Annotated in this window: 8 protein-coding genes and 1 pseudogene; 5 read left to right on the forward strand and 4 right to left on the reverse strand. The window is 68.9% G+C overall.

The annotated features are described in order from the left end of the window. Nucleotides 1–25: 25 nt before the first annotated feature. On the reverse strand, nt 26–469 hold the full coding sequence (locus tag BLU62_RS29265; RefSeq protein WP_074853994.1) for a flavodoxin domain-containing protein: 444 nt from the start codon (nt 467–469) through the stop codon (nt 26–28). A 272-nt stretch (nt 470–741) separates the two neighbouring features. Between BLU62_RS29265 and BLU62_RS29270 the strand changes: the two genes are divergently transcribed. The 3 genes from BLU62_RS29270 to mmsB are packed head-to-tail and all read left to right on the forward strand — an operon-like array spanning nt 742 to nt 4,389. Next, a complete protein-coding gene (locus tag BLU62_RS29270; RefSeq protein ID WP_074854320.1) occupies nt 742–2,274 on the forward strand; it encodes a CoA-acylating methylmalonate-semialdehyde dehydrogenase in 1,533 nt (510 codons plus the stop codon). 11 nt (nt 2,275–2,285) lie between these two features. Next, a complete protein-coding gene (locus BLU62_RS29275; RefSeq protein WP_074853995.1) occupies nt 2,286–3,461 on the forward strand; it encodes an acyl-CoA dehydrogenase family protein in 1,176 nt (391 codons plus the stop codon). A gap of 58 nt (nt 3,462–3,519) precedes the next feature. Then, on the forward strand, nt 3,520–4,389 hold the full coding sequence (gene mmsB, locus BLU62_RS29280) for a 3-hydroxyisobutyrate dehydrogenase (protein WP_074853996.1): 870 nt from the start codon (nt 3,520–3,522) through the stop codon (nt 4,387–4,389). Nucleotides 4,390–4,454: 65 nt separating this feature from the next. On the opposite strand, the gene BLU62_RS29285 is transcribed toward mmsB, so the two are convergent. The 3 genes from BLU62_RS29285 to BLU62_RS29295 all read right to left on the reverse strand — a co-directional run bounded on the left by BLU62_RS29285 (nt 4,455) and on the right by BLU62_RS29295 (nt 6,562). Next, nucleotides 4,455–5,324 (reverse strand): type IV toxin-antitoxin system AbiEi family antitoxin domain-containing protein, encoded by an 870-nt coding sequence (locus BLU62_RS29285; protein ID WP_074853997.1) that lies wholly within the window; start codon nt 5,322–5,324, stop codon nt 4,455–4,457. Nucleotides 5,325–5,423: 99 nt separating this feature from the next. Next, nucleotides 5,424–5,927 (reverse strand): MarR family winged helix-turn-helix transcriptional regulator, encoded by a 504-nt coding sequence (locus tag BLU62_RS29290; protein ID WP_074854321.1) that lies wholly within the window; start codon nt 5,925–5,927, stop codon nt 5,424–5,426. Nucleotides 5,928–5,953: 26 nt separating this feature from the next. Further along, a complete protein-coding gene (locus tag BLU62_RS29295) occupies nt 5,954–6,562 on the reverse strand; it encodes a TetR/AcrR family transcriptional regulator (RefSeq protein WP_074853998.1) in 609 nt (202 codons plus the stop codon). Nucleotides 6,563–6,613: 51 nt separating this feature from the next. Here BLU62_RS29295 and BLU62_RS29300 point away from each other — a divergent pair, with 51 nt between their 5' ends. Together BLU62_RS29300 and BLU62_RS29305 are read left to right on the forward strand one after the other, a co-directional pair. Beyond that, entirely contained in the window at nt 6,614–7,114 is a 501-nt protein-coding gene (locus BLU62_RS29300; RefSeq protein WP_074853999.1) for a DUF4188 domain-containing protein, read from the forward strand. A gap of 689 nt (nt 7,115–7,803) precedes the next feature. Continuing rightward, nucleotides 7,804–26,141: pseudogene (locus BLU62_RS29305) on the forward strand (amino acid adenylation domain-containing protein). Nucleotide 26,142 lies beyond the last annotated feature (1 nt).

Raw genomic sequence — 26,142 nt, forward strand, 5'->3', positions numbered from 1 at the left:
CAGCTGGTGCTGTCAGCGGGTGTGATCAGCCCTCGATCAGTTCGGCGATGCCCTCGGCCCATTCCTCGGCCTGCTTCGCGGGCTTGATCGACGACGAGTTGTCGTGGCGGGCGTGCTCGCCGACCTGGACGGCGCCGCGCTTCGTCAGCATCTCGGCGACGATCTCGCCGCCGCGGTTGAAGGTGTCGTAGATCGAGTCGCCGAGTCCGAACACCGCGAAGCGCAGCCCGCCGAGGTCGGGGTTGACGCTCTCGAGTTCGTCGGCGAAGGGCTCGGCACCGGTGGGCAGCTCGCCCTCGCCGTATGTCGAGCAGACGATCACCAGGAAGTCTTCGGGCACGAGGTCCTCGACCGCGTACTCGCTCATGTCATAGATCGAGGGATCGTGCTGGTTGAGCGCGTCCGCGATCGCGTCTGCGACGAGCTCTCCCGTTCCGGTCTCGGTTCCGTAGAGGATGACGACCGACATTTGCAGAACTCCTCTCGACGTCGGCTTTTCGCCAGCGAGGGTAACCTAACCCGCTCCCGACTGCTAAATCGCAGGTCGGAAGGGGTTGGAAGAAATACTTGGATGTCCTACTATGTTGTGACAGAGGCCATGACCCCGCATTCGGCAGATCGGGGTGCTCGCCGCCGGCCCGGACGCCGACGAGGCAGGCCCACGCAACCCCCGAATAGACGTCCCGCCCCGAGGCCGAGACCCCGACCCGACAACCCCGACAAGAATCAAAGGTGATCGAAGTGTCCGCTCCCGCAGTCCCGTCCATCCCGCACTTCCTGAACGGCAAGCGCGTCACCGCCGAGGGCGGTCGCTTCGCCAATGTCTTCAACCCCAGCACCGGTGCCGTGCAGGCGCAGGTTCCGCTGGCCTCGACCGACGAGGTCGCTGCGGCCGTCGCCACCGCCTCGAAGGCGCAGAAGGAGTGGGCCGCGTGGAACCCGCAGCGTCGTGCGCGCGTCCTCATGCGCTTCGTCGACCTGGTCAACAAGAACGCCGACGAGCTCGCGACCACGCTGTCGCTCGAGCACGGCAAGACCCACGCCGACGCCCTCGGGGACATCCAGCGCGGCGTCGAGGTCATCGAATTCGCCATCGGCATCCCGCATCTCATCAAGGGTGAGTTCACCGAAGGTGCCGGCAGTGGCATCGACGTGCATTCGGTCCGCCAGCCGCTCGGTGTGGTCGCCGGCATCACGCCCTTCAACTTCCCGGCGATGATCCCGCTGTGGAAGGCCGGTCCTGCCCTCGCCTGCGGTAACGCCTTCATCCTCAAGCCCAGCGAGCGTGACCCGTCGGTTCCGGTCCGCCTAGCTGAATTGTTCACCGAGGCAGGGCTTCCCGACGGCGTCTTCCAGGTCGTCCACGGCGACAAGGAATCGGTCGACGCGCTGCTCACCCACCCCGACGTCAAGGCCCTCGGCTTTGTCGGCAGCTCGGACATCGCGCAGTACATCTACTCGACCGCAGCCGCACACGGTAAGCGTTCGCAGTGCTTCGGTGGCGCCAAGAACCACATGATCATCATGCCCGACGCCAACCTCGACCAGGTCGTCGATGCGCTGATCGGTGCCGGTTACGGCAGTGCCGGCGAGCGTTGCATGGCCATCTCGGTCGCGGTCCCGGTCGGCGAGGAGACCGCAGATCGTCTGCGCGCCAAGCTGATCGACCGCGTCAACGCGCTGCGCGTCGGCCACAGCCTCGACCCCAAGGCCGACTACGGCCCCCTGGTCACCGCGGCCGCCCTCGAGCGTGTCCGCGGCTACATCACCAAGGGCGTCGAGGAGGGTGCCGAGCTGGTCATCGACGGCCGCGAGCGCACCAGCAACGAGCAGACCTTCGGTGATGAGGACATCTCGAAGGGCTACTTCATCGGACCGACCCTGTTCGACCATGTCACCAAGGACATGACCTCGTACCAGGAAGAGATCTTCGGTCCGGTGCTGCAGATCGTTCGCGCAGCCGACTACGAGGAAGCCCTCGCGCTGGCCACCGACCACCAGTACGGCAACGGCACCGCCATCTTCACCCAGGACGGCGACGCGGCCCGCGACTTCGCCGCACGCGTCGACGTCGGCATGGTCGGCGTCAACGTGCCGATCCCGGTCCCGGTGGCGTACTACACCTTTGGTGGATGGAAGCGCTCGGGCTTCGGCGACCTCAACCAGCATGGTCCGGCGTCGATCCAGTTCTACACCAAGACCAAGACCATCACCACGCGCTGGCCGTCGGGCATCAAGGACGGCGCCGAGTTCGTCATCCCGACGATGGACTGAGTGCGGCCCAGATGACCACACTTGCCGAGGCTGCGGTCGCGCGGCTCGACGGTGACGAACGCGTCATCGTCGAGACCGCGGCGGCCTTCGCGGCCAAGAAGCTGGCGCCTTATGCGCTGGAATGGGATGCGTCCAAACACTTTCCGGTGGCCGAACTCCGTGAGGCGGCCGAACTGGGGATGGGTGCCATCTACTGTTCCGAGGACGCCGGGGGCAGCGGACTCCGTCGCCTCGACGGAGTGCGGATCTTCGAGCAGCTGGCCTACGCCGACCCGGCCGTCGCGTCGTTCCTCTCCATCCACAACATGTGCGCCTGGATGATCGACCACTACGGCACCGACGAGCAGCGCAACAAGTGGGTGCCGCGGCTGGCGACGATGGAGACCATCGCGAGCTACTGCCTCACCGAGCCGGGCGCCGGATCGGACGCGGCCGCGCTCGCCACCCGAGCCGAACGTTCGGGTGACGAGTACGTCCTCACCGGGGTCAAGCAGTTCATCTCCGGTGCCGGGTCGTCGGATCTGTACGTGGTGATGGCCCGCACCGGCGACGCCGGTCCCAAGGGCATCTCCACCTTCCTGATCGAGAAGGACACCCCCGGACTGAGTTTCGGTGCGCAGGAACACAAGATGGGCTGGAACGCCCAGCCCACCGCGCAGGTCGTCCTCGACGAGGTGCGGGTCCCGGCGTCGAACCTCCTCGCCGAGACCGAGGGCATCGGGTTCGGCATCGCGATGAACGGCCTCAACGGCGGCCGGCTCAACATCGCCGCGTCGTCCCTCGGCGGTGCCCAGGCGGCCTTCGACAAGGCGGCCGCGTACGTCTCGAGTCGTCGTGCGTTCGGCAACTCGCTGCTCGACGAGCCGACCATCCGGTTCACGCTCGCCGACATGGCGACCTCGCTGCAGACCTCACGGCTGATGCTGTGGCATGCGGCGGCCGCACTCGACGACAACGCCCCCGACAAGGTGGAGCAGTGTGCGATGGCCAAGCGGTTCGTCACCGACAGCTGCTACGACGTGGCCGACCAGGCGCTGCAGCTGCACGGCGGCTACGGGTATCTGTCGGAGTACGGAATCGAGAAAATCGTCCGCGACCTCCGTGTGCACCGCATCCTGGAAGGGACCAACGAGATCATGCGGGTCGTCCTCGGCCGTTCGATCGCGTCCCGATACCGGGAGAGCTGACGCGAACTCGCTGCAACGCAATGGTTTTCGCAGGCAAACACTTTAGGGAGCAAAGACAATGACGACGATCGCTTTCCTCGGTCTCGGCAACATGGGTGGCCCGATGGCCGCCAACCTGGTCAAGGCCGGCCACACTGTGCGTGGGTTCGACCTGTCGCCCGACGCGGTCGAGACCGCCAAGTCCAACGGGATCGAGACGTTCCCCGCGGCCATCGAGGCCGTCTCCGGGGCCGAGGTCGTGATCACCATGCTGCCCAACGGCGGCATCGTGAAGAAGGTCTACGACGAGGTCCTGCCGGCCACCCCGACCGGTGCGCTCTTCATCGACTCGTCGACCATCTCGGTCGACGATGCGCGGGAGATCCACCGCCGCGCCGTCGACCACGGGTTCGCCCAGGTCGACGCGCCGGTGTCGGGTGGCGTCAAGGGTGCCACCGCGGGCACGCTGGCCTTCATGGTCGGCGGCGAGGACGAGGCCTTCTCCGCCGCACGCGGAACCCTCGATCCGATGGCGGGCAAGATCATCCACTGCGGTGCGGCGGGTGCCGGCCAGGCGGCGAAGGTGTGCAACAACATGCTGCTCGCCGTCCAGCAGATCGCGGTCGGCGAGGCGTTCGTCCTCGCGCAGAAGCTGGGCCTCGACGAGCAGGCTCTCTACGACGTGGTCACCGGTGCCACCGGTAACTGCTGGGCCATCGAGACCAACTGCCCGGTTCCCGGCCCGGTCCCGACCTCGCCGGCGAACAACGACTTCAAGCCGGGGTTCGCCACCGCACTGATGAACAAGGACCTCGGTCTGGCGATGGACGCCGTCGCCAGCACCGGTTCCCGCGCCCCGCTCGGAAGCCACGCCGCGCAGCTGTACCGCGGCTTCGCCGAGCAGCACGCTGATCTCGACTTCAGCGCGATCATCACCTCGCTGCACTAGTACCGCACCACCTGCAGTTCCGTATGACGTTGTGCCCGGATTCCGGGCACAACGTCATACTGTTTTCAGCTGGCAGCTCGGTGAAGTGCGCCCTTGACCTCCTCGACGACCTCGGTCGGGCGCTCGACGAGGTCAGTCCACGTGAAGTTGAGTACGGTCCATCCGTTCGCGACCAGCAGGTTGCGCTTCAACCGATCCCGCCGAAATGCGGTGGCGTCACGGTGGAACGCGAATCCGTCGATCTCCACCGCGACCTTCACGTGGGGGATCGCGAAGTCGATGATGTAGCCGAACGCGGGCATGTTCGCGATCCAGCCCGAGACGCCACCGGTCGTCAGCAGATTCACGGTGAGCCGCTCGGCTTCCGATCTCGCGCCGTCGCCGAGAAGTCGCAGATAGGAGGCCGCGCGTGTTGCGCGATGCCGCCTCGGGTAGCGGGTGTGCGCGGCGTCGAGTGCCTCGACGGTGACCCGTTTCGTCAACAGAGTCGAGTCGATGATGCTCATCCCGAGGTCGAGGGAGGCGTCCAGGACGGTCAGTGCCGGCTCGGTGACCCGAAGTCCCTGGTACTCCGTGATGTCCGCGTCGTGAAGGTGCCGGTATCGGGTCAACGCCGTCGCCGACGATCGGCGGGCGGCGCCCCGCGTCCTCGTGAAGACGATGTGTTTACGGGGTTCGGCATCGTGGAGGCCCAGCCACCAGGCGGCAGCCGCACCTCCCAGCACCGCATCGGTATGTACCGAGAGGACTGCGATCCGCGCCTGCGCGCGTGCCGAACGGGCATGTCCGGTGACGAGATAGACGCCGCGCGTCACCGCTCTCCACTCTCCGGCGGCCACCTTGCGTTGGATCGTCGACGAGCTGACGCCGCATTCGAGAGCCTCTCGGGCCGAGAACACGCCATCTCTGCGGACGGTCAGTTCGGTGATGTCCATGAAGATTCGACGCCGACGACACCAACTCGGTTCCAGCGACCGGAGCGCCGGTGTTCCGTATGACGTCGAACCCGGATTCCGGGCACAACGTCATACCGCTCAGAAATCCCCGTTGTGCTTCCGCAGCGACTGGATGGCGCCGACGAGGCCGGCCATCTCGCCGTCGGACATGCCGACGTCGGCGAAGACCTCCTCGTTGAGGGTCTTGGTGGCGTCCTCGACGGTGGAGCGGCCGAGGTCGGTGATCTCGACGAGGGTGGTGCGCCCGTCGGTCGGGTGCGGGACGCGGCGGACGAGGCCGCCTTCCTCGAGGCGACGGATCGCGTGGGTGACGCTCGTGACGTGGACCTGCAGACGATCGCTGGCCTTGGTGATCGGGAGTGCGCCCTGACGTGAGAATGCCAGGAGCCGGAGGAGTTCGAATCGGGAGAAGCTGAGATCGAAGGGGCGCAACGCGGCCTCGACGCGGGCGAGCAGGATCTGGTGTGCGCGCATCACCGAGGTCACCGCCACCATGCCGTCGGCGACGTCGCTCCATCCGGCTTCGGTCCAGTTGTCCCGTGCCTCGGCGATGGGATCGAAGTCCATGCTGCGCCCTGCCATGTCCACACCCTAATCGGCTCGTGGCGTCAGCGATCGACGGCGCGCCAACCGTCGATGACGGCGTACGTCGCGGCGACGGGATCGGCCCCGGCGGGGTAGTGGCCGGCGAGCAGGAGCAGCGCCGAACCGTGGACCTGGGCCCACAACGACGCGGCCACGGTGTCCACTTCCGCGTCGCGGAAGACGCCGGCTTCGATGGCCCGCGAGACGCCCTCGCGCAGCGGTCCGATCGCCCGCGCGGCGGCGGCCTTGGTCTCCTCGGTCGGTTCGATGCCGGAACGCGCCTCCCCGAACATCAACTCGTAGAGCCGCGGGTGCTCCAGCGCCCAGCCGACATAGGCGATTCCCAGACCCGTGAGATCGGCGGTCTCGCCGTCGGGGTCGGTGCCGTCGATCGTGGCGGTCGTCTGCGCGGCCTCGAAGGACGCGAATGCGCGGAGGAGTACCCCGCGGGCGAGGCCCTCCTTGCTGCCGAGCAACGAGTACACCGCGGACGTCGACGTGCCCGCGGCATGGGCGACGTCCCGCACCGACAACGCGCCCAACCCGCCGTCCTCGACGATGCGGACCGCTTCGTCCAGCAACTTCTCACGCACGTCGTCGGTGTGTACACGGGGTCTTGCCACGCGGATCATCGTTCCATAACATCGTTTCGTAACAGTGTTACAAAACCTTCGGAGGCAGACATGGCACGATCCACCGGTGCGCGACGACCCGGCGGGGCGCGGACGACCACCCTTTCTCCGCCGGAGGGGACCGCGCTGTTCCTGATCGGGATGCGGGTGACCCGTCCGTGGCGTGTACGTGCCTGGTTGGCCGTACTGGCCGCCATGCCGAAGATGCTCATCCACCTCCGGCGCAACCCGGAGGCGGGCCTGCTGTCGGCGCAGCTCTACCTGGGGCGCTCGCTCATGGTGGTGTCGTACTGGCGCAGTGCCGAGGACATCAGGCGCTTCGCCGCCGACGCCGGCGCGCCGCATCTCCCGGTCTGGCGGTGGTTCAACCGCGAACTCGCCGGCACCGACTCGGTCGGCATCTGGCATGAGACGTATGTGATCGGGGAGCACGAGACGATCGCGAGCGGCATGCCCCCGTCGGGTCTGGCGCAGGCGGTGGGAGCCTGCCCGGTCGCGGCCGGGACGACGACTGCGGCGCAGCGGCTGACGCGCAGTGGTCTGAACGGGTGACACCGACGAGTGACACAAGTCCCTCGGTGAGTGACACAAGGCCTACGACGCAGCGCGGGAATGTGATTGCCGCAACCGGAGAATCGACTCGAGCGGTGTCGTTTCCTGGAACGACACCACCCGAATCGAGACCTTCTGTCCCGGCTGGAATCAAAGATGGAGATTCGATATAGGAATGGTCACGGCGTCGTTAGGCTGATTCTCCATACCCATTAACTGTTCAAACTAAGCAAATCGCGTTATGTGGAAAATGGGCGATTTGCGAGCATTTACCGTCTTCGGTGGAGGACTGAAATCAGTACTCCAGCAGACGGTTTCGTGTCCGTACCCGGGGGTTTGTGAATCTGGATCCAAATCTGTTTTCACTTCGGGCGAGATGCAGATATCTGCGCGCAGAACAGGCGGTCCGGGGAATGTCATCCGATCGGACCAATTGTCTGATGACACCATTTTGAGACCTTTCTCGCGCGACCTTTACGAGTGATTTGTCTTCGCGGAAATCGTTGTGGCGGAAAGTTTCGCGAGAGTAGGGTCCGTTCTTGTCGGCGGGGGCGACAACTATCCAGGGGGGCTGCATTGCCCATTTCCGCTTCAGGCGCGGGAACGGCAATTTGTGGTCTGACGATTCCGCCCGGGCTCTGCCCCCAGGCTCGGCGGGTGCAGTCGATGAGGACGCATGGGGAGGCCGCGTGACCATCTCAGAGAAGAATTTCGAGACATCCTTCGACGATGTGTCGGGGGCTCGATCACGGGTTGGCACCCTGCCTCTGTCCGCGGCGCAGCGGGGGATCTGGTTCGCCCAGCATGTGGCAGGTGACCTGCCGATCTCGGTGGCGCAATACGTGGAGATCGCGGGCGAACTCGACACCGACGTGCTGGAAGACGCCGCACGGACAACCGGAAGAGAGTTCGGCTCCGGATATCTGCGGCTGATCGAGGTCGACGGCGAGCCGCGGCAGTACGTCGACGAGGCTCACGGCGCACCGGTGTACACCGTCGATCTGCGCGGGCAGCCCGACCCGATCGAGTCCGCCCATCGGCTGATGTCGGAGGACTATTCGCGGCCTCTGGACCTGCTCGTCGACCACCTCATGGCGAGCGTCGTGTACCAGGTCGGGACGAACCACTACTTCTGGTATCTGCGCGCCCACCACATAGCCCTCGACGGTTTCGGGGCGGTCACGATGGTCCGGCGGATCACCGAGCTGTACAACGCCGGTATCCGCGGCGAGGCTCCACCGCCTTGCAAGGCAAGCGATCTCGCCGACATCATCGAGCAGGACGCCTCCTATCCGGGGTCGACCCGCTACGAGAACGACCGCAAGTACTGGAGCGAACATCTCGAGGGCGCCCCGCCGGTGGTCAGTCTCGCCGGCCGGCTCGGCAAGCCCACGTTGCACCCGACGTTGGTGAGCACTCCGTTGCCCGCCGAGACGGCCCGGTTGCTCGACGACGCCTCGCACGACGGCGGCGTCACCCCGGTGATCGTTGCGGCCTTCGCCGCCTACCTCGCCCGGATGACCGGTAGTCCCGAGGTCCTCCTGAGCCTGCCGGTCTCGGGCCGGCACTCCGCGGTCCTGCGCCGCTCGGGCGGCATGGTCGCGAACGTCGTGCCCCTGCGGGTCCCGGTCGCGGGCCGGACGCTCAGCGACGTCGTCACCGCCGTGAAGAGCGAGCTGCTGAGCGCGCTGCGGAGGCAGCGCTACCGCCAGGAGGACATCTTCCGCGACATGGGGATCGCGCGCGACGAGGCGTCGTCCTTCGGTCCGGCCGTGAACCTGATGCTGGTCGACAGCGAGGTCGTGTTCGGTGACGTGGCGGGACGCCTGCACGTGCTGACGTCCGGCCCGACCTCCGACCTGTTCGTCAACATCTATCCCGGCGCGGGTCACGACAGCACGCACATCGACTTCCAGGGCAATCCCAACGTCTACACGCCCGCAGAGCTCGCCGACCATCACCGCAGGTTCCTGATGTTCCTGCACGAGTTCCTCGGTGGTGCGGAGGACGACCAGGTGGGGCGGCTGGAACTGCTCGACGAGCCGGAACGTGCTGCGCTCCTGCCGGTACGAGGTCCGGAAGGCGTTGCGCCACGGCTTCTCCCGGACATCCTCGCCGAGAACGTGGCCCGGCACGGTGACCGGGTCGCGATCTCGGCAGACGGTCGGCGGCTGACGTATCGGGAACTGGACGCCGTCTCGTCGCGGATGGCCCGGCGCCTGATCGACCTGGGCTGCGGGCCGGACACATCGGTCGCGATTCTTCTCCGACGGTCTGCCGAGTCCGTCGCCGCCGCGTGGGCGGTTGCGAAGTCCGGGGCCGCCATCGTTCAGGTGGACCCGGACTACCCACGCAAGCGTATCGAGCACATCGTCGCCGACAGCGGCGCCGCGGCGGCCATCACCGCCGACGGGTTCACCGACCGACTCCCGGAGTCGATGCCCACGGTGATCGTCGACGGTGAGAGCTCGCGAGGGGACGATTCTCGCGGGGAGGGCGGTCTCGGGGAGGGGGCCGCCCTCGCCCCGGACGCGATCGGGGACCTCGACCGCATCCGCCCGCTGCGCGCGGACAACGTCGCCTACATGACCTACACCTCGGGATCGACGGGCGTGCCGAAGGGTGTCCAGGTCACGCACAAGGGACTCGCGAACCTCATCTCCGACCGAACCGAGGCCTATGGCCTGGACGCGGAGTCGCGTGTGTCCTATGCGCTGTCACCGAGCTTCGACGCGTCGATGGAGCAGCTGCTCACCTGCTTCGCGAACGGCTCCGCGCTGGTCGTCGTACCGCCGGACGTGATCGGCGGCGAGCGGCTCACCCGCCTGCTGGCAGATGAGGGCGTCACCCACCTGACGCTGACGCCGGCGATGCTGGCCACCGTCGAACCGGAAGTCCTGCTCGACCTGCGGGCGGTCATGGTCGGCGGCGACAAGACCGCGCCCCGCATGGTCGAACGCTGGACGCGGTGCGCCCGGATGATCAACGAGTACGGGCCGACCGAGGCGACCATCACCGCCGCGAGCGGGGTCCTCGACCCTGCCGAGGATCTGACCGTCGGCCGTCCGGTGCGCGGGGCGTCGATGATGATCCTCGACCCCGCGTTGCAGCCGGTTCCGATCGGCACCGCGGGCGAGCTGTACCTGGCGGGACCGGGCCTCGCCCGCGGCTATGCGAATCTCCTCGCGCAGACCGCAGGCCGGTTCGTCGCCGATCCCCACGGGGAGCCCGGCGAACGGATGTACCGCACCGGCGATCTCGCACGGTGGATCGGGGATCCCTCCGCACTGTCGCTGGAACTGTTGGGTCGCACCGACTTCCAGCTGAAGATCCGTGGATACCGGATCGAGCCCGGCGAGATCGACACGGCCCTCATCGGCCACCCCGACGTCGAGGCATCGATCACCGTGCCGGTCCGCAACAACGCCGGCGCGACCGTCCTCGCGTCGTACGTGGCGGCCGTCCGCGACCACCGGATCGATGTCTCCGAGTTGGGTCGATTCGCCCGTGAATCGCTTCCGCCGCACCTGGTCCCGGCGGTGATCACCACGCTGGACGCGCTGCCGCTCAACGCCTTCGGCAAGGTCGACCGGAAGGCCCTACCCGCCCCGGTCTTCGCGGCCGCCCGTACCGGACGGCCGCCGTCGACGCCGGGGGAGTACCGACTGGCACAGCTGTTCTCCGAGGTCCTCGGGGTCGACGAGGTCGGGGCGGACGACAGCTTCTTCGTCCTCGGCGGCGACAGCATCTCCTCGATCGAACTCGTGGGCCGGGCCAAGGCCGCCGGACTGGCGTTCTCGACCCAGGACGTGTTCGAATGCAAGACCGTTGCAGCACTGGCGGTTCGGGCCACCGACGCCTCCCGCGACGACACCCTGCACGAACTCCCCGGGGCGGGCGTCGGATCGTTCCCGCTGGCCCCGATCATGCACGCGATGCTCGATCGGGGGCACATCGACCGTTTCGCGCAGGCCGCACTCGTCGAGCTCCCGGACGACCTCGAACGCGCCGACCTCGTACGCGCACTGGACGCACTGATCGACCGTCACGACATCTTGCGCGCGGTTCTGCGCGACCACTCCGGAGAGGGGTTCGTCGAGGTCCGCGAATCGGGGTCGGTCGACGTCGAGGAGTCGCTGACCGAGGTGTGGCTCGACCGTCGCGATGCCGACGAGATCGACCGGCACCTGCAATCGGCCGCCGACCTGCTGGACCCGCGGGCCGGACTGTTGACGCGATTCGTCTGGCTGCGGGACCGGACCGGCACGAAGCCGGATCTGCTGTGGCTCGTCATCCACCACCTCGCCGCCGACGGGGTGTCGTGGCGAATCCTCCTGGGCGACCTGGCGATTGCCCACGGCCACATCGCCGCGGGCGTCGATCCGCAGCCGGGCACTCCCACGACCTCCGTGCGACGCTGGGTCCACGGCCTGGTCGAGCGGTCCTCCGGACGTACCGCCGCCGAACTCGATCTGTGGTCGGACATCCTCTCGGCCGGCGACCGCCCGCTCGGGACGCGCGCGCTGGACCCCGACCGCGACATCACCGCCTCCGCGGGACGCGTGCGCATGCGCATCCCGGCCGATGTCACCGAATCGGTGGTCACCACCATCCCCGGCCGGTTCCACGGCAGCCCCAACGACCCGCTGCTCGCGGCACTGGGACTCGCCCTGGCGCGCTGGCGGTCGCTGCGCGGCGAGGCACCGGACAGCGAACTGATCGCGCTCGAAGGACACGGCCGTGAGGAGTCGGCCGTCCCCGGCGCCGATCTGACCGCCACGGTCGGCTGGTTCACCTCACGGTTCCCCGTCCGTCTCGATCTGGCGGACATCGACCTCGACGACGCCTTCGCCGGCGGGCCGTCCGCCGGTACGGCGATCAAGCGGGTGAAGGAGTTCCTGCGCGCGGTGCCGGACAACGGCATCGGCTACGGCATGGTCCGGCATCTGGACCCGGTGGGCCGCAACGAACTGGAGAACCGTCCCGAACCGCAGATCAGCTTCAACTACCTGGGCCGCGCGGGCACGCGGGACGTATTCGGACCGTGGACGCCCTCACGCGAGTTCGATGCGCTGGCCGGCACCGCCGATCCGTGGATGGCACTCCCGGCGATCCTCGACATCAACGCGATCGCCGAGCCGGGCCCGGACGGTCTCGAACTCGATGCGGTGTGGGAGTTCGCCTCCCTGGTACTCGATCGCGACGAGGTCGAAGAACTGTCGCGGCTGTGGGTGCAGGCGCTCGAAGGCCTCGCACGGCACGCGCAGGCCGACGACGCCGGCGGGCACACGCCGTCGGACTTCCCGCTCGTCGAGACCACGCAGGACGAGATCGACGGCTGGCTGCGCGACCACCCGTCGATGGTCGACGTCTGGCCGCTCACCGCGCTGCAGTCCGGTCTGCTGTTCCACGCCACCTACGACGGCATCGATGCCCGGAACAGCGCGGGAGGCGCCGGTGGCGCCGGTGGCGCCGACGGCTACGTCGTGCAGGCCGAGGTCACCCTCGGCGGCTCCCTGCGACCCGAGCGGATGCGGCAGGCGGCGCAGGCGCTCATCGACCGCCACGACAGCCTCCGGGTCGCCTTCGTCGAGACCAGCACAGGTCCACGCCAGATCCTGCTGCGCGACGTGCCCGTCGACTGGACCGATTCCGACCTCACCGGTATCGCCGACGCCGAGGAGCGGCATCGTGAACTGCGTCGGCTGATCACCGGGTCGGCGGCCCCCTTCGACCTGTCCCGGCCGCCGCTGGTGCGGTTCCACCTGATCCGCGTCGACGACGACGAGTTCCTGCTCCTCCTGACGAACCACCACATCGTGCTGGACGGCTGGTCGATGCCGCTGCTCGTCCACGACCTGCTCGCGCTGTACATCGCCGACTCCGCGGACGGCGGAGCGGCCGGCCTGCCCACGGCGCGGTCCTTCCGGGACTACCTGCAGTGGTTGGACTCTCACGACCACGACGCGACGACTGCCGCGTGGGAGGAGATGCTGGCCGACATCGAGAGCCCGACGCGACTGACCGGCAACCCGGACCGGGTCGCCGCGGACGACGTCGCGCAGGTCGACCTCGATCTCGACGTGGCCACCACCGACGCGGTTCTCGGACTCGGCCGCGCCCACGGCGTCACCCCGAACACCGCCATCCAGGTGGCGTGGGCACTGCTGCTCTCCGCCATGACGGGTCGTTCGGATGTGGTGTTCGGCAACACGGTCTCGGATCGGCCGGCGCACATCGCGGGCATCGAGCGGATGATCGGCCTGTTCATCAACACCCTGCCGGTGCGGGTCCGGCTCGATCCCGACGAGACCGTCACCGAGCTGCTCGCACGGGCGCAGGCCGAACAGGCCGCGATGCTCGACCATCGGAACATCGGGCTCGCGGGCCTCCAGCGCGCCGCGGGGATGGCCGACATCTTCGACACCGCCACCGTTCTCGAGTCCTATCCCATCGACGCCGAGGGTGTCGCGGGCGCACTGGCAGAGGCCGGGTTGCAGTGGAAGGGCATCGTGGCCCACGACGCGACCCCGTATCCGGTCAGCCTGCAGGTCACCCCGCCCCGACCGGTGACCGCCGGACGCGGGGCGGGTGATCCGGGTCGATACGAGCTGATCCTGAAGTACGCCGCCGATCGTCTCGACGCGCAGGGTGCGGCGCTCCTGCTCGAACGTTTCGCGATGCTGCTGGGGCAGATCGCGGCGGACCCGGGCCGGAAGGTCGCGACGGTCTCCCCGTGCTGGGACATCGAATGGGCCGCGCTGTCCCGCGTCGAGGGCCCGCCGGCCATGACACCGCGGACGCTCCGGGGCATCCTGTCGGACACCGCGCGCCGCCACCCCGACATGCCGGCCGTGCGTTCGGGAGAGGGCACGCTGACCTACCGGGAGCTCGACCGACGGGCCGATCGTGTCGCCCGTGAACTCGTGCGCCGCGGCGCCGGGCCCGAGGGGTTCGTCGCGTTGGCGCTCCCGCGGTCGGTCGAACTGATCGTCGCCATCTGGGCGGTGGCCAGGTCGGGCGCGGCCTTCGTCGCCCTCGATCCCGGCAACCCCGCATATCGCCTGGCCGAGTTGCTGGCCGACTCGCACTGCACGCTCGGCATCACGGTCGAGGAGGTCACGAAGAACCTCCCGGATTCCGTCGAGTGGCTCGTTCTCGACGCCTCCCAGGCGGATGACGAAGGGGTGGAAGCGGACTGGTCGACGACCACGGTGGAAGCCGACAGCAGTGCGTACCTGATCTTCACCTCCGGATCGACCGGACGGCCGAAGGCGGTCCACATCGATCACCGGGGCCTGCGAGACCGGGTCACCGCGCTGGGCGACTACTTCGGCGTGCAACCGGGTTCGGCTGTGCTGCAGGTGTCGTCGCCGGGCTTCGACGCCTGCGTCTCCGAGGTCCTGCTCGCTCACGGCAACGGGGCGTGCCTGGTGGTGGCGCCCCAGGACGTCTACGGCGGAGCCGATCTCGAGGAACTGGTGCGGGCCGAGCAGGTGTCGCACGCCATCATCACCCCGACGGCCCTCAACACCATGGACCCCGCCCGCGTACCGTCGCTGGCGACGATCGCCGTGGTCGGCGAGGCGACCGGCCTGGACATCGTGAACCGCTGGGCGCCCGGCCGTCGTCTGATGAACCACTACGGTCCCACCGAATGCACCATCTGGGCCACCGCGGCCGACGACCTGCAGCCCGGGCGGCCGGTCACCATCGGCGAGCCGGTCCGCGGTGTGTGGGCGGTGGTCCTCGACGCGTGGCTGCGGCCGGTCCCGGTCGGCGTGGCCGGTGAACTGTATGTGGGCGGACCGGGTCTGGCCCGCGGGTACCACGACCGGCCCGGCCTCACCGCATCCCGTTTCATCGCAGACCCCCGGTCGACGACCGGCGAACGCATCTACCGCACCGGCGATCAGGTGCGGTGGATCCGCGGGCGTGACGGACTCGAACTCGACTATCTGGGCCGCAACGACCAGCAGGTCAAGATCCACGGTCTGCGGATCGAGGCCGGGGACATCGACGCACATCTCGCCCGACACGACGCCGTCGCGCAGGCTGTCACGCTGGTCCAGCCGGGTCCGGCCGGCCAGCCGGTCATCGTCTCCTATGTGGTCGGCACGCCGGGGGAGGGCCTCGACGTCACCGCGCTCCGTGAGGATCTCGCGGAATCGCTGCCGCGCTACATGATTCCGACCGCAATCCTCGAGCTACCCGCGATGCCGGTCACCCGCACCGGCAAGGTCGACCGGAAGGCGCTCCCCGCGTGGGACTTCCGCACCGAGAGCGCGGGCGGCCGAGAACCGTCGACACCCACCGAGGAGCTGTTCGCCCGGCTGTTCGCGGAGGTCCTGAACCTCGACGCGGTCACCGCCGACGACAACTTCTTCGCCCTCGGCGGTGACAGCATCGTGTCGATGCAGTTGGTGGCGCTGGCCAAGTCCGCCGGACTCACCATCACCGGCCGCCAGATTTTCGAGGCCAAGACGGTCGCCGCACTGGCGGCGCTGGCCGACCCGGACGGATCGATCCCCGCCGGCCCCGGCCCGGTCTCCGAGGAGACGGCCGACCGCGCCGCGGGCCTCGGTACCGTCGCCGACTTCGGCAGCGTGTCCGACACCGATGCGGAGCTCCTCGCGCACCGCTACCCGAATCTGTCGGAGGTCTGGCCGCTGTCGCCGACGCAGTCCGGCATCCACTTCCATTCCACCCTCGATCCCGACGCGGCGGACAACTACACCGTCCAGTCGACGGTCGGACTGTCGGGACGCCTCGACGGCGCCGGGTTGCGCCGCGCCGCACAGGCACTGGTCGACCGTCACGACATCCTGCGCGCCGGTTTCGTGGAGACCTCGCGGGGCCCGCGTCAGGTCGTGGTCGCGCACACCGAGGTCGCCTTCCGCGAGATCGACCTCACCGATCGCCCCGCCGAACGGGCACGGGAGGAGGCCGAACGCATCGCCGCCGAGGACGCCGCCGCGGGCTTCGATCTGAGCATCCCGTCGCTCATCCGGTTCACCCTGGTCCGTCTGGACGCCGAGGCGTTCGCGCTGCACATCACCAACCACCACGTGATCCTGGACGGCTGGTCGATGCCGCTGCTCATCGGCGAACTCCTCGAGTTCTACGGCGATCCGGAGCGGATCGGGATCGCCGGTCCGGCTCCCTCCTACCGCGACTACCTCCGCTGGCTGGCCGAACAGGACCAGGAGGCGTCCATCGCCGCCTGGACACGGGCCTACGCCGACGTCGACGCGGCCACCCGCGTCAGCCGGAGCGGTGCCGCGATGTCCGGCGACTTCGCCGGCGAGGTCGGCGCGGAGTTGCCCGCGCAGGAGTACCTGCGGTTGCGTTCCGTGGCCGCGGATTCCGCGGTCACCGTCGGTACCGCGCTCTCGACGGCGTGGGCACTCGTCCTGCGGGTGCTGACCGGTGAGACCGACGTGATCCTCGGTTCGGCCGTCGCCGGCCGGCCACCGGAACTGCCGGGAGTCGGGCAGACCCTCGGGATGTTCCTCAACACGGTGCCCGTTCGGGTCCGGCTCGAACCCTCGGCGTCGTTGCGGGAGTTGCTGATCGGCACGCAGGATCGCAACTCCGAACTGCTCGACCACCACTACGTCGGTCTTCCGGCCATCCACCGCGCGGTGGGGATGTCGGACATGTTCGACACCGCGCTCGCCTTCCAGTCCTTCCCGCTGCGCGAGTCGACCCTGCAGGACCTCGTCTCGTCGGCGGGCCTCCGCGTCGACGAGATCACCGGCGTCGACGCCACCCCGTATCCGCTGAGTCTCGTCGTGGCACCGAAAACCGATGCCGTGGACGGGGAACCGGGTCTGTCCATCACGCTCCGCTTCCGCCGCAACGACTTCGACCCCGCTCGGGCGCGGGAGATCATCGATCTGTTCGTCGAATGCCTGGCGCGGATCGCCGACGACCCGGACACGCGTCTCGGCATGCTCGCGCACGGCGGTGGCGAGTTGGACCTGCCGGCGTCGCTGCGGCATCCGCAGCCGGAGACGTTGCCCGACATCCTCGCCGCGTCCGTCGCACGCCACCCCGACTCGGTCGCGGTGACGTGCGGCGCCTCGGTCTCGTACCGCTGGCTCGACGAGCGGTCGAACAGAATGGCCAGACTGCTTGTGCGTCATGGAGTCCGGCCACAAGATGTGGTCGCCTGTGTGTTGCCGAGGTCCCTCGACGCGATCGTCGCCATCTGGGCGGTCGCCAAGACGGGCGCGGCATTCCTGCCGGTGGACCCGGCCCTGCCTGCTGAACGGATCGGATACCTGCTCTCCGATGCCGATGTCAGGTTGGGTCTCACGCACGCCGGGACCGCTACCCTGGACGGTCCCGGCGTGCCCCCCGGCCTCGAGTGGCTCGAACTCGACGACGAACGGCACCTGTACATGCTCGACGCCGAATCCGCCGAGCCGATCACCGACGTGGAACGGGGTGGTCCGATCCGGATCGGACAGACCGCCTACGTGATCTACACGTCGGGCTCGACCGGTACGCCGAAGGGGGTGCTCGTCAGCCACCGCGGCGTGGCGCGGGTCGTCGAGGCGCAGCACCGCGTCCTCGGCTGCGACGACGCGTCGAGCGTCCTGCAGGTGGCCTCGCCGAGCTTCGACGCCTCGGTGTTCGAGATGCTGATGGCGCACGGTTCCGGTGGCCGCCTCGTCGTCTCGCCGCCCGACGTCTACGGCGGCCCCGAACTGGCCGAGCTGATCCGCCGCGAATGCGTGTCGCACGCGGTGGTGACACCATCGGCGCTGTCCACGGTCCCCGACGCAGGCCTCGAATCCCTGCGTGTACTCGCAACCGCGGGTGAGGCCGTCGGCCCCGAGCTGATCGGCCGGTGGGCGCCGGGACGCACCATGATCAATCTCTACGGCCCCACCGAATCCACCATCTGGGCCACGGCGAGCGAACCCCTCGAGCCGGGGGCCAGGTGACGATCGGCCGCGCGGTGGGCCCGGTCGCCGCGGTCGTGCTCGACACGTGGATGCGCCCGGTGCCCCAGGGCGTCGTCGGCGAGCTCTACCTGTTCGGCCCCGGACTCGCCGACGGTTACGTCGGGAACCCGTCGACCACCGCGGCCCGGTTCGTGGCCTGCCCGTTCGGCGAGGCCGGCGACCGGATGTACCGGACCGGCGACCTGGTCCGGCGCACCGCCGACAATCACCTCGAGTTCCTGGGGCGCAACGATTTCCAGGTGAAGATCCGCGGCACCAGGATCGAGGTCGGCGAGATCGACGCCCTCCTCGGCGACCGGCCCGACGTCGCCTATGCCGTCACCGTCGCACGCAGCGACAACGGGATGCCCCGGATCCTGGTGTCCTACGTCGTGGCCGTGCCGGGTGAGGAGCTGTCCGGCGGGGAGCTGCGGGACATGTTGTCGCAGAGCCTGCCCGCGTACATGGTCCCGGCCGCGGTCGTCGTCCTCGGCGAGATCCCGCGGACCCCGACGGGCAAGCTGGACCGGAACCGGCTGCCCGAACCGGTGTTCGCCGCAACCGAGTTCCGCGCACCGTCGAATCCCGCGGAATCCGCGGTGGCCACCGCCTTCGAGGAGGTCCTGGAGATCGAACGCGTCGGTGCCGACGACGACTTCTTCGCTCTCGGCGGCGATTCGCTGAGTGCGTCGGTGGTGGCGGCGAGAGTGGGTGCGGCGCTGGGTGTCCGCGTCCCGGTGCGCGCCCTGTTCGAGGCGCCCACCGTGTCGAGTCTCGCCGCGCTCGCCGGATCGCTGCACGAGGGGCAGCGCGCGCCGCTGATCGCGGGCCCGCGCCCGGAGCGGCTGCCGCTGTCGCTGGCGCAACAGCGCATGTGGTTCCTCAATCGGATGGAGCCGGAGTCACCCGCCTACAACATCCCGGTGATCCTGAAGCTGAACGGGCGCCTCGACATCGCAGCGCTGGAGCAGGCGCTCGCCGACGTGATCGGCCGGCACGAGGTGTTGCGGACGATCTACCCCGACGACGCCGGCGAGCCGTACCAGCTCGTCCTGGACCACGTGGCCGCCGCCGTCGAGGTGCGGTACGTGCCCGGAGGCGCCGTGGAAGAGGTGGTGGGCGAGTTCGTCCGCCGCGGATTCGACGTGACCACGAGGGTGCCGATCCGCGTGGGACTCCTGCGCATCGACGAGCCCGGGGCGTCCGGCGGCGGTCAGTTCCTCGACCGGGCCGGAGAGTTCCTGCTGGTCCTGGTGGTCCACCACATCGCGGGCGACGGACAGTCCATGGCGCCGCTGGCGCGAGATGTGATGTCCGCCTACGCCGCCCGCCTCGCCGGGCAGGAGCCTTCCTGGGAACCGCTCGAGGTCCAGTACGCCGACTACGCACTGTGGCAGCGTCGGGTCCTCGGCGAGCCCGACGATCCGCAGTCCCTCATGCACGCACAACTGGACTACTGGCGGTCGAGGCTGGCCGAGATCCCGGATGTCCTGGATCTCCCCACCGACCGTCCGCGCCCCGCGGTCGCGAGTCTGTCGGGCGGCCACGTCCCGGTGGAGATCGATGCCCGGCTCCACGGCCGCCTGCTGGAACTGGCGCGGTCGCGGAACGCGTCGCTGTTCATGGTCCTGCACGCCGCGCTCGCAACGCTTCTGGGCCGTTTGAGCGGTGGGGACGACATCGTCGTCGGCAGCCCGGTCGCCGGCCGCGGCGAGCCGGGACTCGAGCCGCTGGTCGGGATGTTCGTGAACACCCTCGCCCTGCGCACTCCTCTCGACCGGGAACAGTCCTTCGTCGAACTGCTCGGCCAGGTCCGGGACACCGACCTCCACGCCTACGAACACGGCGACGTCCCGTTCGAGCGGATCGTCGAGGAGCTCAACCCGCAGCGCTCCACCGCACATCACCCGTTGTTCCAGGTGGCGCTGGCCTTCCAGAACCTCTCGAAGGTCGACGTGCAGCTGCCCGAGGTGGCCGTGTCCCGAGCGCAGGCCGACACCGGTGTCTGCCAGTTCGACCTGCAGCTCGTGGTCGCCGACGCCTACGGCGACAACGGTGCCGCCGAGGGCATCACGGGCGCGATGATGTTCGCCCACGACCTCTTCGACCCAGCGACGGTCGAGGGCTTCGTCCGGCGACTGAACCGGCTGCTCGAAGCGATCGTCGACGATCCGGAGACACCCGTCGGCGAGATCGACTGGCTCGACGCGGCGGAGCGCACCGAACTGCTGTCCCGCGTGGGCCGCCCGCGGCTCGCCGATGCGGAGGCGCCGGCACCGGTGCTCCTGCCGGAGGTCTTCGCCGCGGCGGTCCGGCGGAATCCGCACGGACCCGCGGTGGTCGCCGGCGGCGCCGAGATGTCCTACACCGAACTCGATCGCCGTTCGAATCGCCTGGCACGCCACCTCATCCGACTCGGCGCGGCACCGGAACAGCCGGTGGCCGTCGCGGTCGAGAGGTCCCTGCAGTCCGTGGTCGCCTGGTGGGCCGTGGTGAAGTCCGGTGCCGCCTATGTGCCGGTCGATCCGCACTACCCGACCGCCCGGATCGACCAGATGGTCACCGATTCCGGTGCGACGCTGGGCATCACGACGCTCGGCGCACGTTCCGGACTCCCCGGGACGATCGACTGGGTCGTCGTCGACGATCCCACCGACGCCGCCCGCATCGATGCGGAGGACGACGCCGAGGTCGAACAGGCCGAACGGATCCGGCCGGTGCGCGCCGCGAACACGGCCTGGGTCGTGTTCACCTCCGGATCGACCGGGGTGCCCAAGGGCGTCGCGGTGAGCCACGCGGGGATCGCCGACTATCTGACCTCGCTCTTCGTCGATCCCGCGAGTGGCCCCACATCCCGGGTGCTGCACTTCGCCTCGCCGTCCTTCGACGCCTCCCTGCTCGAGATCCTGCTGTCGATCAGCTCGTCCTCGGCACTCGTGGTGGCACCGACCGACGTCCGCGGCGGCAACGAACTCGGGGACTTCATGCGCGACCAGCGCATCACCCACGCGTTCGTGACCCCCGCCGCACTGGCGTCGGTCGACCCCCAGGGCCTCGACGACCTGCGTGAGGTGATGTCCGGCGGCGACGAGGTGCCGACGGATCTGATCAGCCGGTGGGTCGGCGACGATCCGGCCCGCGCACGCCGATTCCGCGTGCTGTACGGACCGACCGAGACCACGATCGTCGCCACCGCGACCGAGCCGCTGAACGCGGGGGAGCGCTCGACGATCGGCACCCCGATGTCCGGGATGCAGGCCCTGGTCCTGGACGCGCGGATGCAGCCGGTGCCGGTCGGGGTGGCCGGCGAACTCCACCTGGCCGGCCCGGCGCTGGCCCGTGGCTATCTGAATCGTCCGGGCGTCTCCGCGTCGCGGTACGTGGCCAATCCCTTCGGCCGGCCCGGGGAACGGATGTACCGCACCGGCGACGTCGTCCGCTGGAATGCGGCCGGATCGTTGGAGTTCCTCGGACGCAACGACTTCCAGGTGAAGATCCACGGCTTCCGGGTGGAGCTCGGCGAGATCGACTCGGCTCTGGGGGAGCACCCCGGGGTGTCGTTCGCCGTGACGGTGCCGCGCCGCGACAGCGGAGTCGGCATGCGGCTGGTCTCCTATGTGGTGCCGGCACCCGGCGAGGTGATCTCGGGCGAGAAGCTGCGCGCCCTGCTCCTGGATTCGCTGCCGCCGTACATGGTCCCGGCCGCGGTCATGGTTCTGGACGAGATCCCGCTGACACCGAGCGGCAAGCTCGACCGCAAGGCCCTCCCCGCTCCGCTGATCACCACCCGGCGGTTCCGCGCCCCGGCGTCCCCGGTGGAGGAGATCGTGGCGGGCGTCTTCGCCGACGTCCTCGGGATCGAGGGTGGAGTCGGCGCCGACGACGACTTCTTCGACCTCGGCGGCAACAGTCTCGCGGCGACCCGCGTGGTGTCGAGAATCGGTGCGGCCCTGGGCACCAACGTCGGAGTCTCGATGATCTTCGAGGCGTCGACGGTGTCGAAGCTGGCGGCGCGAGCCGAATCCCACACGGCGATCGGCCGGATTCCGCTGGGCGCGCTGGAACGGCCGGAGCGCATCCCGCTCTCGTACGCGCAGCAGCGCATGTGGTTCCTCAGCCGGATCGAACCGGAGTCGCCGGCGTACAGCATCCCGATCGTCGTGCGGCTGTCCGGACATCTGGACGTCGACAACCTCAGGGCGGCGATCGGGGACGTCGTCGACCGTCACGAGATCCTGCGCACGGTCTACCCCTACGTGGATGCCGAACCGACGCAGGTGATCCTGCCGCCGGCCGCCGACCGTGTCCCGGTGGTCGTCACCGCGGTTCCCGAAGCGGAGATGCCGCGGGCGATGTCGCAACTGCTGGCCAGGCCCTTCGACGTGACGTCCGAGGTCCCGGTGCGGATCAGCCTCTTCTCGCTCGGCGACGACGAGTGGGTCCTCGCGGTGGTCATCCATCACATCGGTGCCGACGGTTCGTCGTTGACGCCACTCGCCCGGGACCTGATGAACGCGTACGCGGCCCGGACGAACGGTGGCGAACCCGGTTGGGAACCGCTGCCGGTCCAGTACGCGGATTATGCGATCTGGCAGCGGGTGGTCCTCGGTACCACCGAGGACCCCGACTCGCTCCTGCACGCGCAGATCGACTACTGGTCCAAGCAACTGGCAGACGCACCCGCGCTGCTCGAACTGCCCGCCGACCGTCCGCGGCCGCCGACGCAGTCCTACACCGGCGGCAACGTCCCGCTGGCCGTCGACGCCGATCTGCACGCCGCACTGCAGCAGGTCGCCCGTGCGCACAACACGACGCTGTTCATGGTCTTCCATGCGGCGCTGGCGGCACTGCTGGCCCGGCTCGCGGCGACCGACGACGTCGCGATCGGCACCCCGTACGCCGGACGCGGAGAACGTGAACTCGACGATCTGATCGGCATGTTCGTCAACACCCTGGTCCTGCGCACGCAGCTGCGTCCCGACATGTCGCTCGGTGAACTGATCGACGACGTGCGGGACACCGATCTGGCGGCCTTCGGACATTCGGACGTCCCGTTCGAGCGACTCGTCGGTGAGCTCAACCCGGTCCGGTCCGACGCCTACAACCCGCTCTTCCAGGTGATGCTGGCGTTCCAGAACATCTCCTCGGCGGACATCGAGCTGCCGGAGCTGTCGGTGTCGGCCGTCGAACCCGACACCGGGATGTCGCTGTTCGACCTGCAGGTGACGGTGTCGGACACCTATGACTCGAGCGGTGCGCCGGCCGGCCTCCGCGGCGGGATCACCTTCGCCACCGACCTGTTCGACGCATCGACGGTCGCCGGCTTCGGTGAACGCCTGGTGCGGATGCTCTCCGCCCTCGCCGAGGATCCCGCGCGCGGAGTGCACGAGGTCGACCTGCTCGACGACACGGAACGGGACGCGGTGCTGGTGCGGTGCAACGAGACCGCCCGTGCCATCGATCCCGCCGAGACGCTCCCGTCGCTCTTCGCGGGTGCCGTTGCCGGCTTCGCGGACGGTCCCGCGATCACCGCCGGCGAGGTCACCCTGACCTACGCCGAGTTCGCCGGCCGCGTCAACCGGTTGGCCCGGTGGCTCGTCTCCCGCGGAGTCGGACCGGATTCCCTGGTGGCGCTGCGGATGCGGCGCTCGCTGGACCAGGTGACCGCGATGTACGCGGTGCACGCCGCCGGCGGTGCGTACGTGCCGGTCGATCCCGATCACCCGGCCGAGCGCATCGACTACATGCTGGAGTGCGCCGACCCGGTCGTGGTCCTGACATCGCTCGACGGTGTCGAACTCGACGCCTTCGACGACACACCGCTGACCGACGACGACCGGCTCGGCCCGCTGACGCCGGACAACCTCGCGTACGTGCTCTTCACCTCGGGGTCCACCGGCAGGCCGAAGGGTGTTGCCGTGTCCCACCGTTCGGCGGTGAACCAGGTGCGCTGGATCAGCGACGAGTACGACCTGAACGTTGCCGACGTCGTCCTGCAGAAGACGCCGGCCACCTTCGACGTCTCGGTGTGGGAGCTCTTCGCCACTCTCGCGGTCGGAGCGCGCCTGGTGATCGCACGGTCGGACGGGCACACCGACCCCGACTACCTCGCCGACACGATCGCCCGGGAGCGCGTGACCATCACCTCGTTCGTGCCCTCGATGCTCGCGGTGTTCGCCGGCTCCGCGACCGCCTGTTCACCGGAGTCGCTGCGGGCGCTGCTGGTGGCGGGCGAGGCCTTCGGCCCGGACGTGGTCGGCGCGGCGCGCCGGATGCTGCCCGGGGTGGAACTGCACAATCTCTACGGTCCGACGGAGTTCACGGTGCACGCCACCGCCCGTGCCGTCCATCCCGACGACACCGGGTCGGTGCCGATGGGCAAGCCGGTGTGGAATGCCCGTGCCTACGTGCTCGACTCGCGGCTGCAGCCGGTACCGATGGGCGTCACCGGAGATCTGTACCTGTCGGGGACGCAGGTGGCCCGCGGCTACCACGGACGGCCCGGCCTGACCGCGGAGCGGTTCGTACCCGACCCCTTCGCGCCGGGCGAGCGGATGTACCGCACCGGCGACCTCGTGCGCAGGCGGCCGACCGGGGACCTGGAGTACCTGGGCCGCAGCGACTTCCAGGTGAAGCTGCGCGGCCTGCGGATCGAGCTCGGGGAGATCGAGGCGGTGTTCGCCGAGCACCCGAAGGTCGCCCGCGCGATCGCCACGGTCACCTCGACCGACACGGTCGAGTTCCTCGCGGTCTACCTCGTTCCCGCCACCGGGGCGGCCGATGCCCTCGACACCGACGAGGTGACGGCCTTCGCGTCGACGGAACTGCCGGGCTACATGATGCCCACGGCGGTGCTCGTGCTGGACACGGTGCCGCTGACCGCGTCGGGCAAGCTCGACCGGAAACGACTGCCGAAGCCGACGCTGAACACCGCGGAGTTCCGTGAACCGTCGACCTGGCTGGAAGGCGAGATCGTCCGCACCTTCGAACACGTCCTCGGCGTACCGCGGGTGGGGGTCGACGACGACTTCTACGAGCTCGGCGGCAACTCGTTGCGGTCGGTTCAGGTGGTCAACGACCTGAAGAGCGAACTGCACATGGACATCCCGGTCCGGTGGATGCTGTCCGCCTCGAGTCCGGCCGACCTGGCCCGACGGATCGAGGACTGGATGGGACGCGGCGAAGACGCCGACCAGTCCATGGAGTTCGATGCGCTGCCGCCGCTCGGGCTCGACGTCCTCCTGACGATCCGGCCGGGCGGGGAGCGCCCGCCCCTGTTCTGCGTCCATCCCGCATCCGGACTCTCGTGGGCCTATCACACGCTCGGCCGGCATCTCGCGTCCGGACGGCCGGTGTACGGGCTGCAGGCACCGCAGATCGGTGGGGAGAACGACGGTCCCACAACGATTTCCGGACTCGCCCGCCGGTACTTCGACGAGATGCGGACCGTGCAGCCGCATGGGCCGTACCACCTGATGGGGTGGTCGCTGGGCGGCACGATCGCCCACGCGGTGGCTGCCGAGATCCGCGCGGCAGGCGAGGAGGTAGGACTGCTCGCGATGCTCGACACCGAGGCCGACGCGGTCGACACCGATGCGATCACCACCATCACGGCCGGCGAACTCATCAGCAACCTCGGACCGGTCCTCGGCATCGACTTCGTCAGTGCCGACGCGACCGCCGAGGAGGCGGCCGAACAGATCGCCGCGCGTCTCGGCGGTGGACTCGGCATCGACGCCGAATCCATCGAGAACCTCACCGAGGCATACAACATGCTGATCCGGGCAACCGGTGACTGGCAGCCACCCGTCGTCGACGTCGACCTGCGGTACTTCACTGCGGTTCGCGACCGGCGCGCGGATGCGGTCGGTCACGACGGGTGGGCACCCTACGTCCGCGGGGACATCTCCAATGTCGACGTCGACGTACACCACCTCGGAATGACCGAGAACGAGGCGATCATCCGGATCGCCGGGATTCTCGACGAGTACATGACTCGCGATGACGGCCACGAGCACGGCCTTTCCGGGTCCAGGGATTTCAACAATGGGAGATTCACCATCAAGAAATGAG

Source organism: Gordonia westfalica (genome assembly GCF_900105725.1).
Lineage (GTDB): Bacteria > Actinomycetota > Actinomycetes > Mycobacteriales > Mycobacteriaceae > Gordonia > Gordonia westfalica.

Coding starts and splice junctions, on each gene's coding strand:
- BLU62_RS29285 (WP_074853997.1), bottom strand. CDS start 5,324: ATGGACATCACCGAACTGACCGTCCGCAGAGATGGCGTGTTCTCGGCC.
- BLU62_RS29300 (WP_074853999.1), top strand. CDS start 6,614: ATGGCACGATCCACCGGTGCGCGACGACCCGGCGGGGCGCGGACGACC.
- BLU62_RS29265 (WP_074853994.1), bottom strand. CDS start 469: ATGTCGGTCGTCATCCTCTACGGAACCGAGACCGGAACGGGAGAGCTC.
- mmsB (WP_074853996.1), top strand. CDS start 3,520: ATGACGACGATCGCTTTCCTCGGTCTCGGCAACATGGGTGGCCCGATG.
- BLU62_RS29290 (WP_074854321.1), bottom strand. CDS start 5,927: ATGGCAGGGCGCAGCATGGACTTCGATCCCATCGCCGAGGCACGGGAC.
- BLU62_RS29295 (WP_074853998.1), bottom strand. CDS start 6,562: ATGATCCGCGTGGCAAGACCCCGTGTACACACCGACGACGTGCGTGAG.
- BLU62_RS29275 (WP_074853995.1), top strand. CDS start 2,286: ATGACCACACTTGCCGAGGCTGCGGTCGCGCGGCTCGACGGTGACGAA.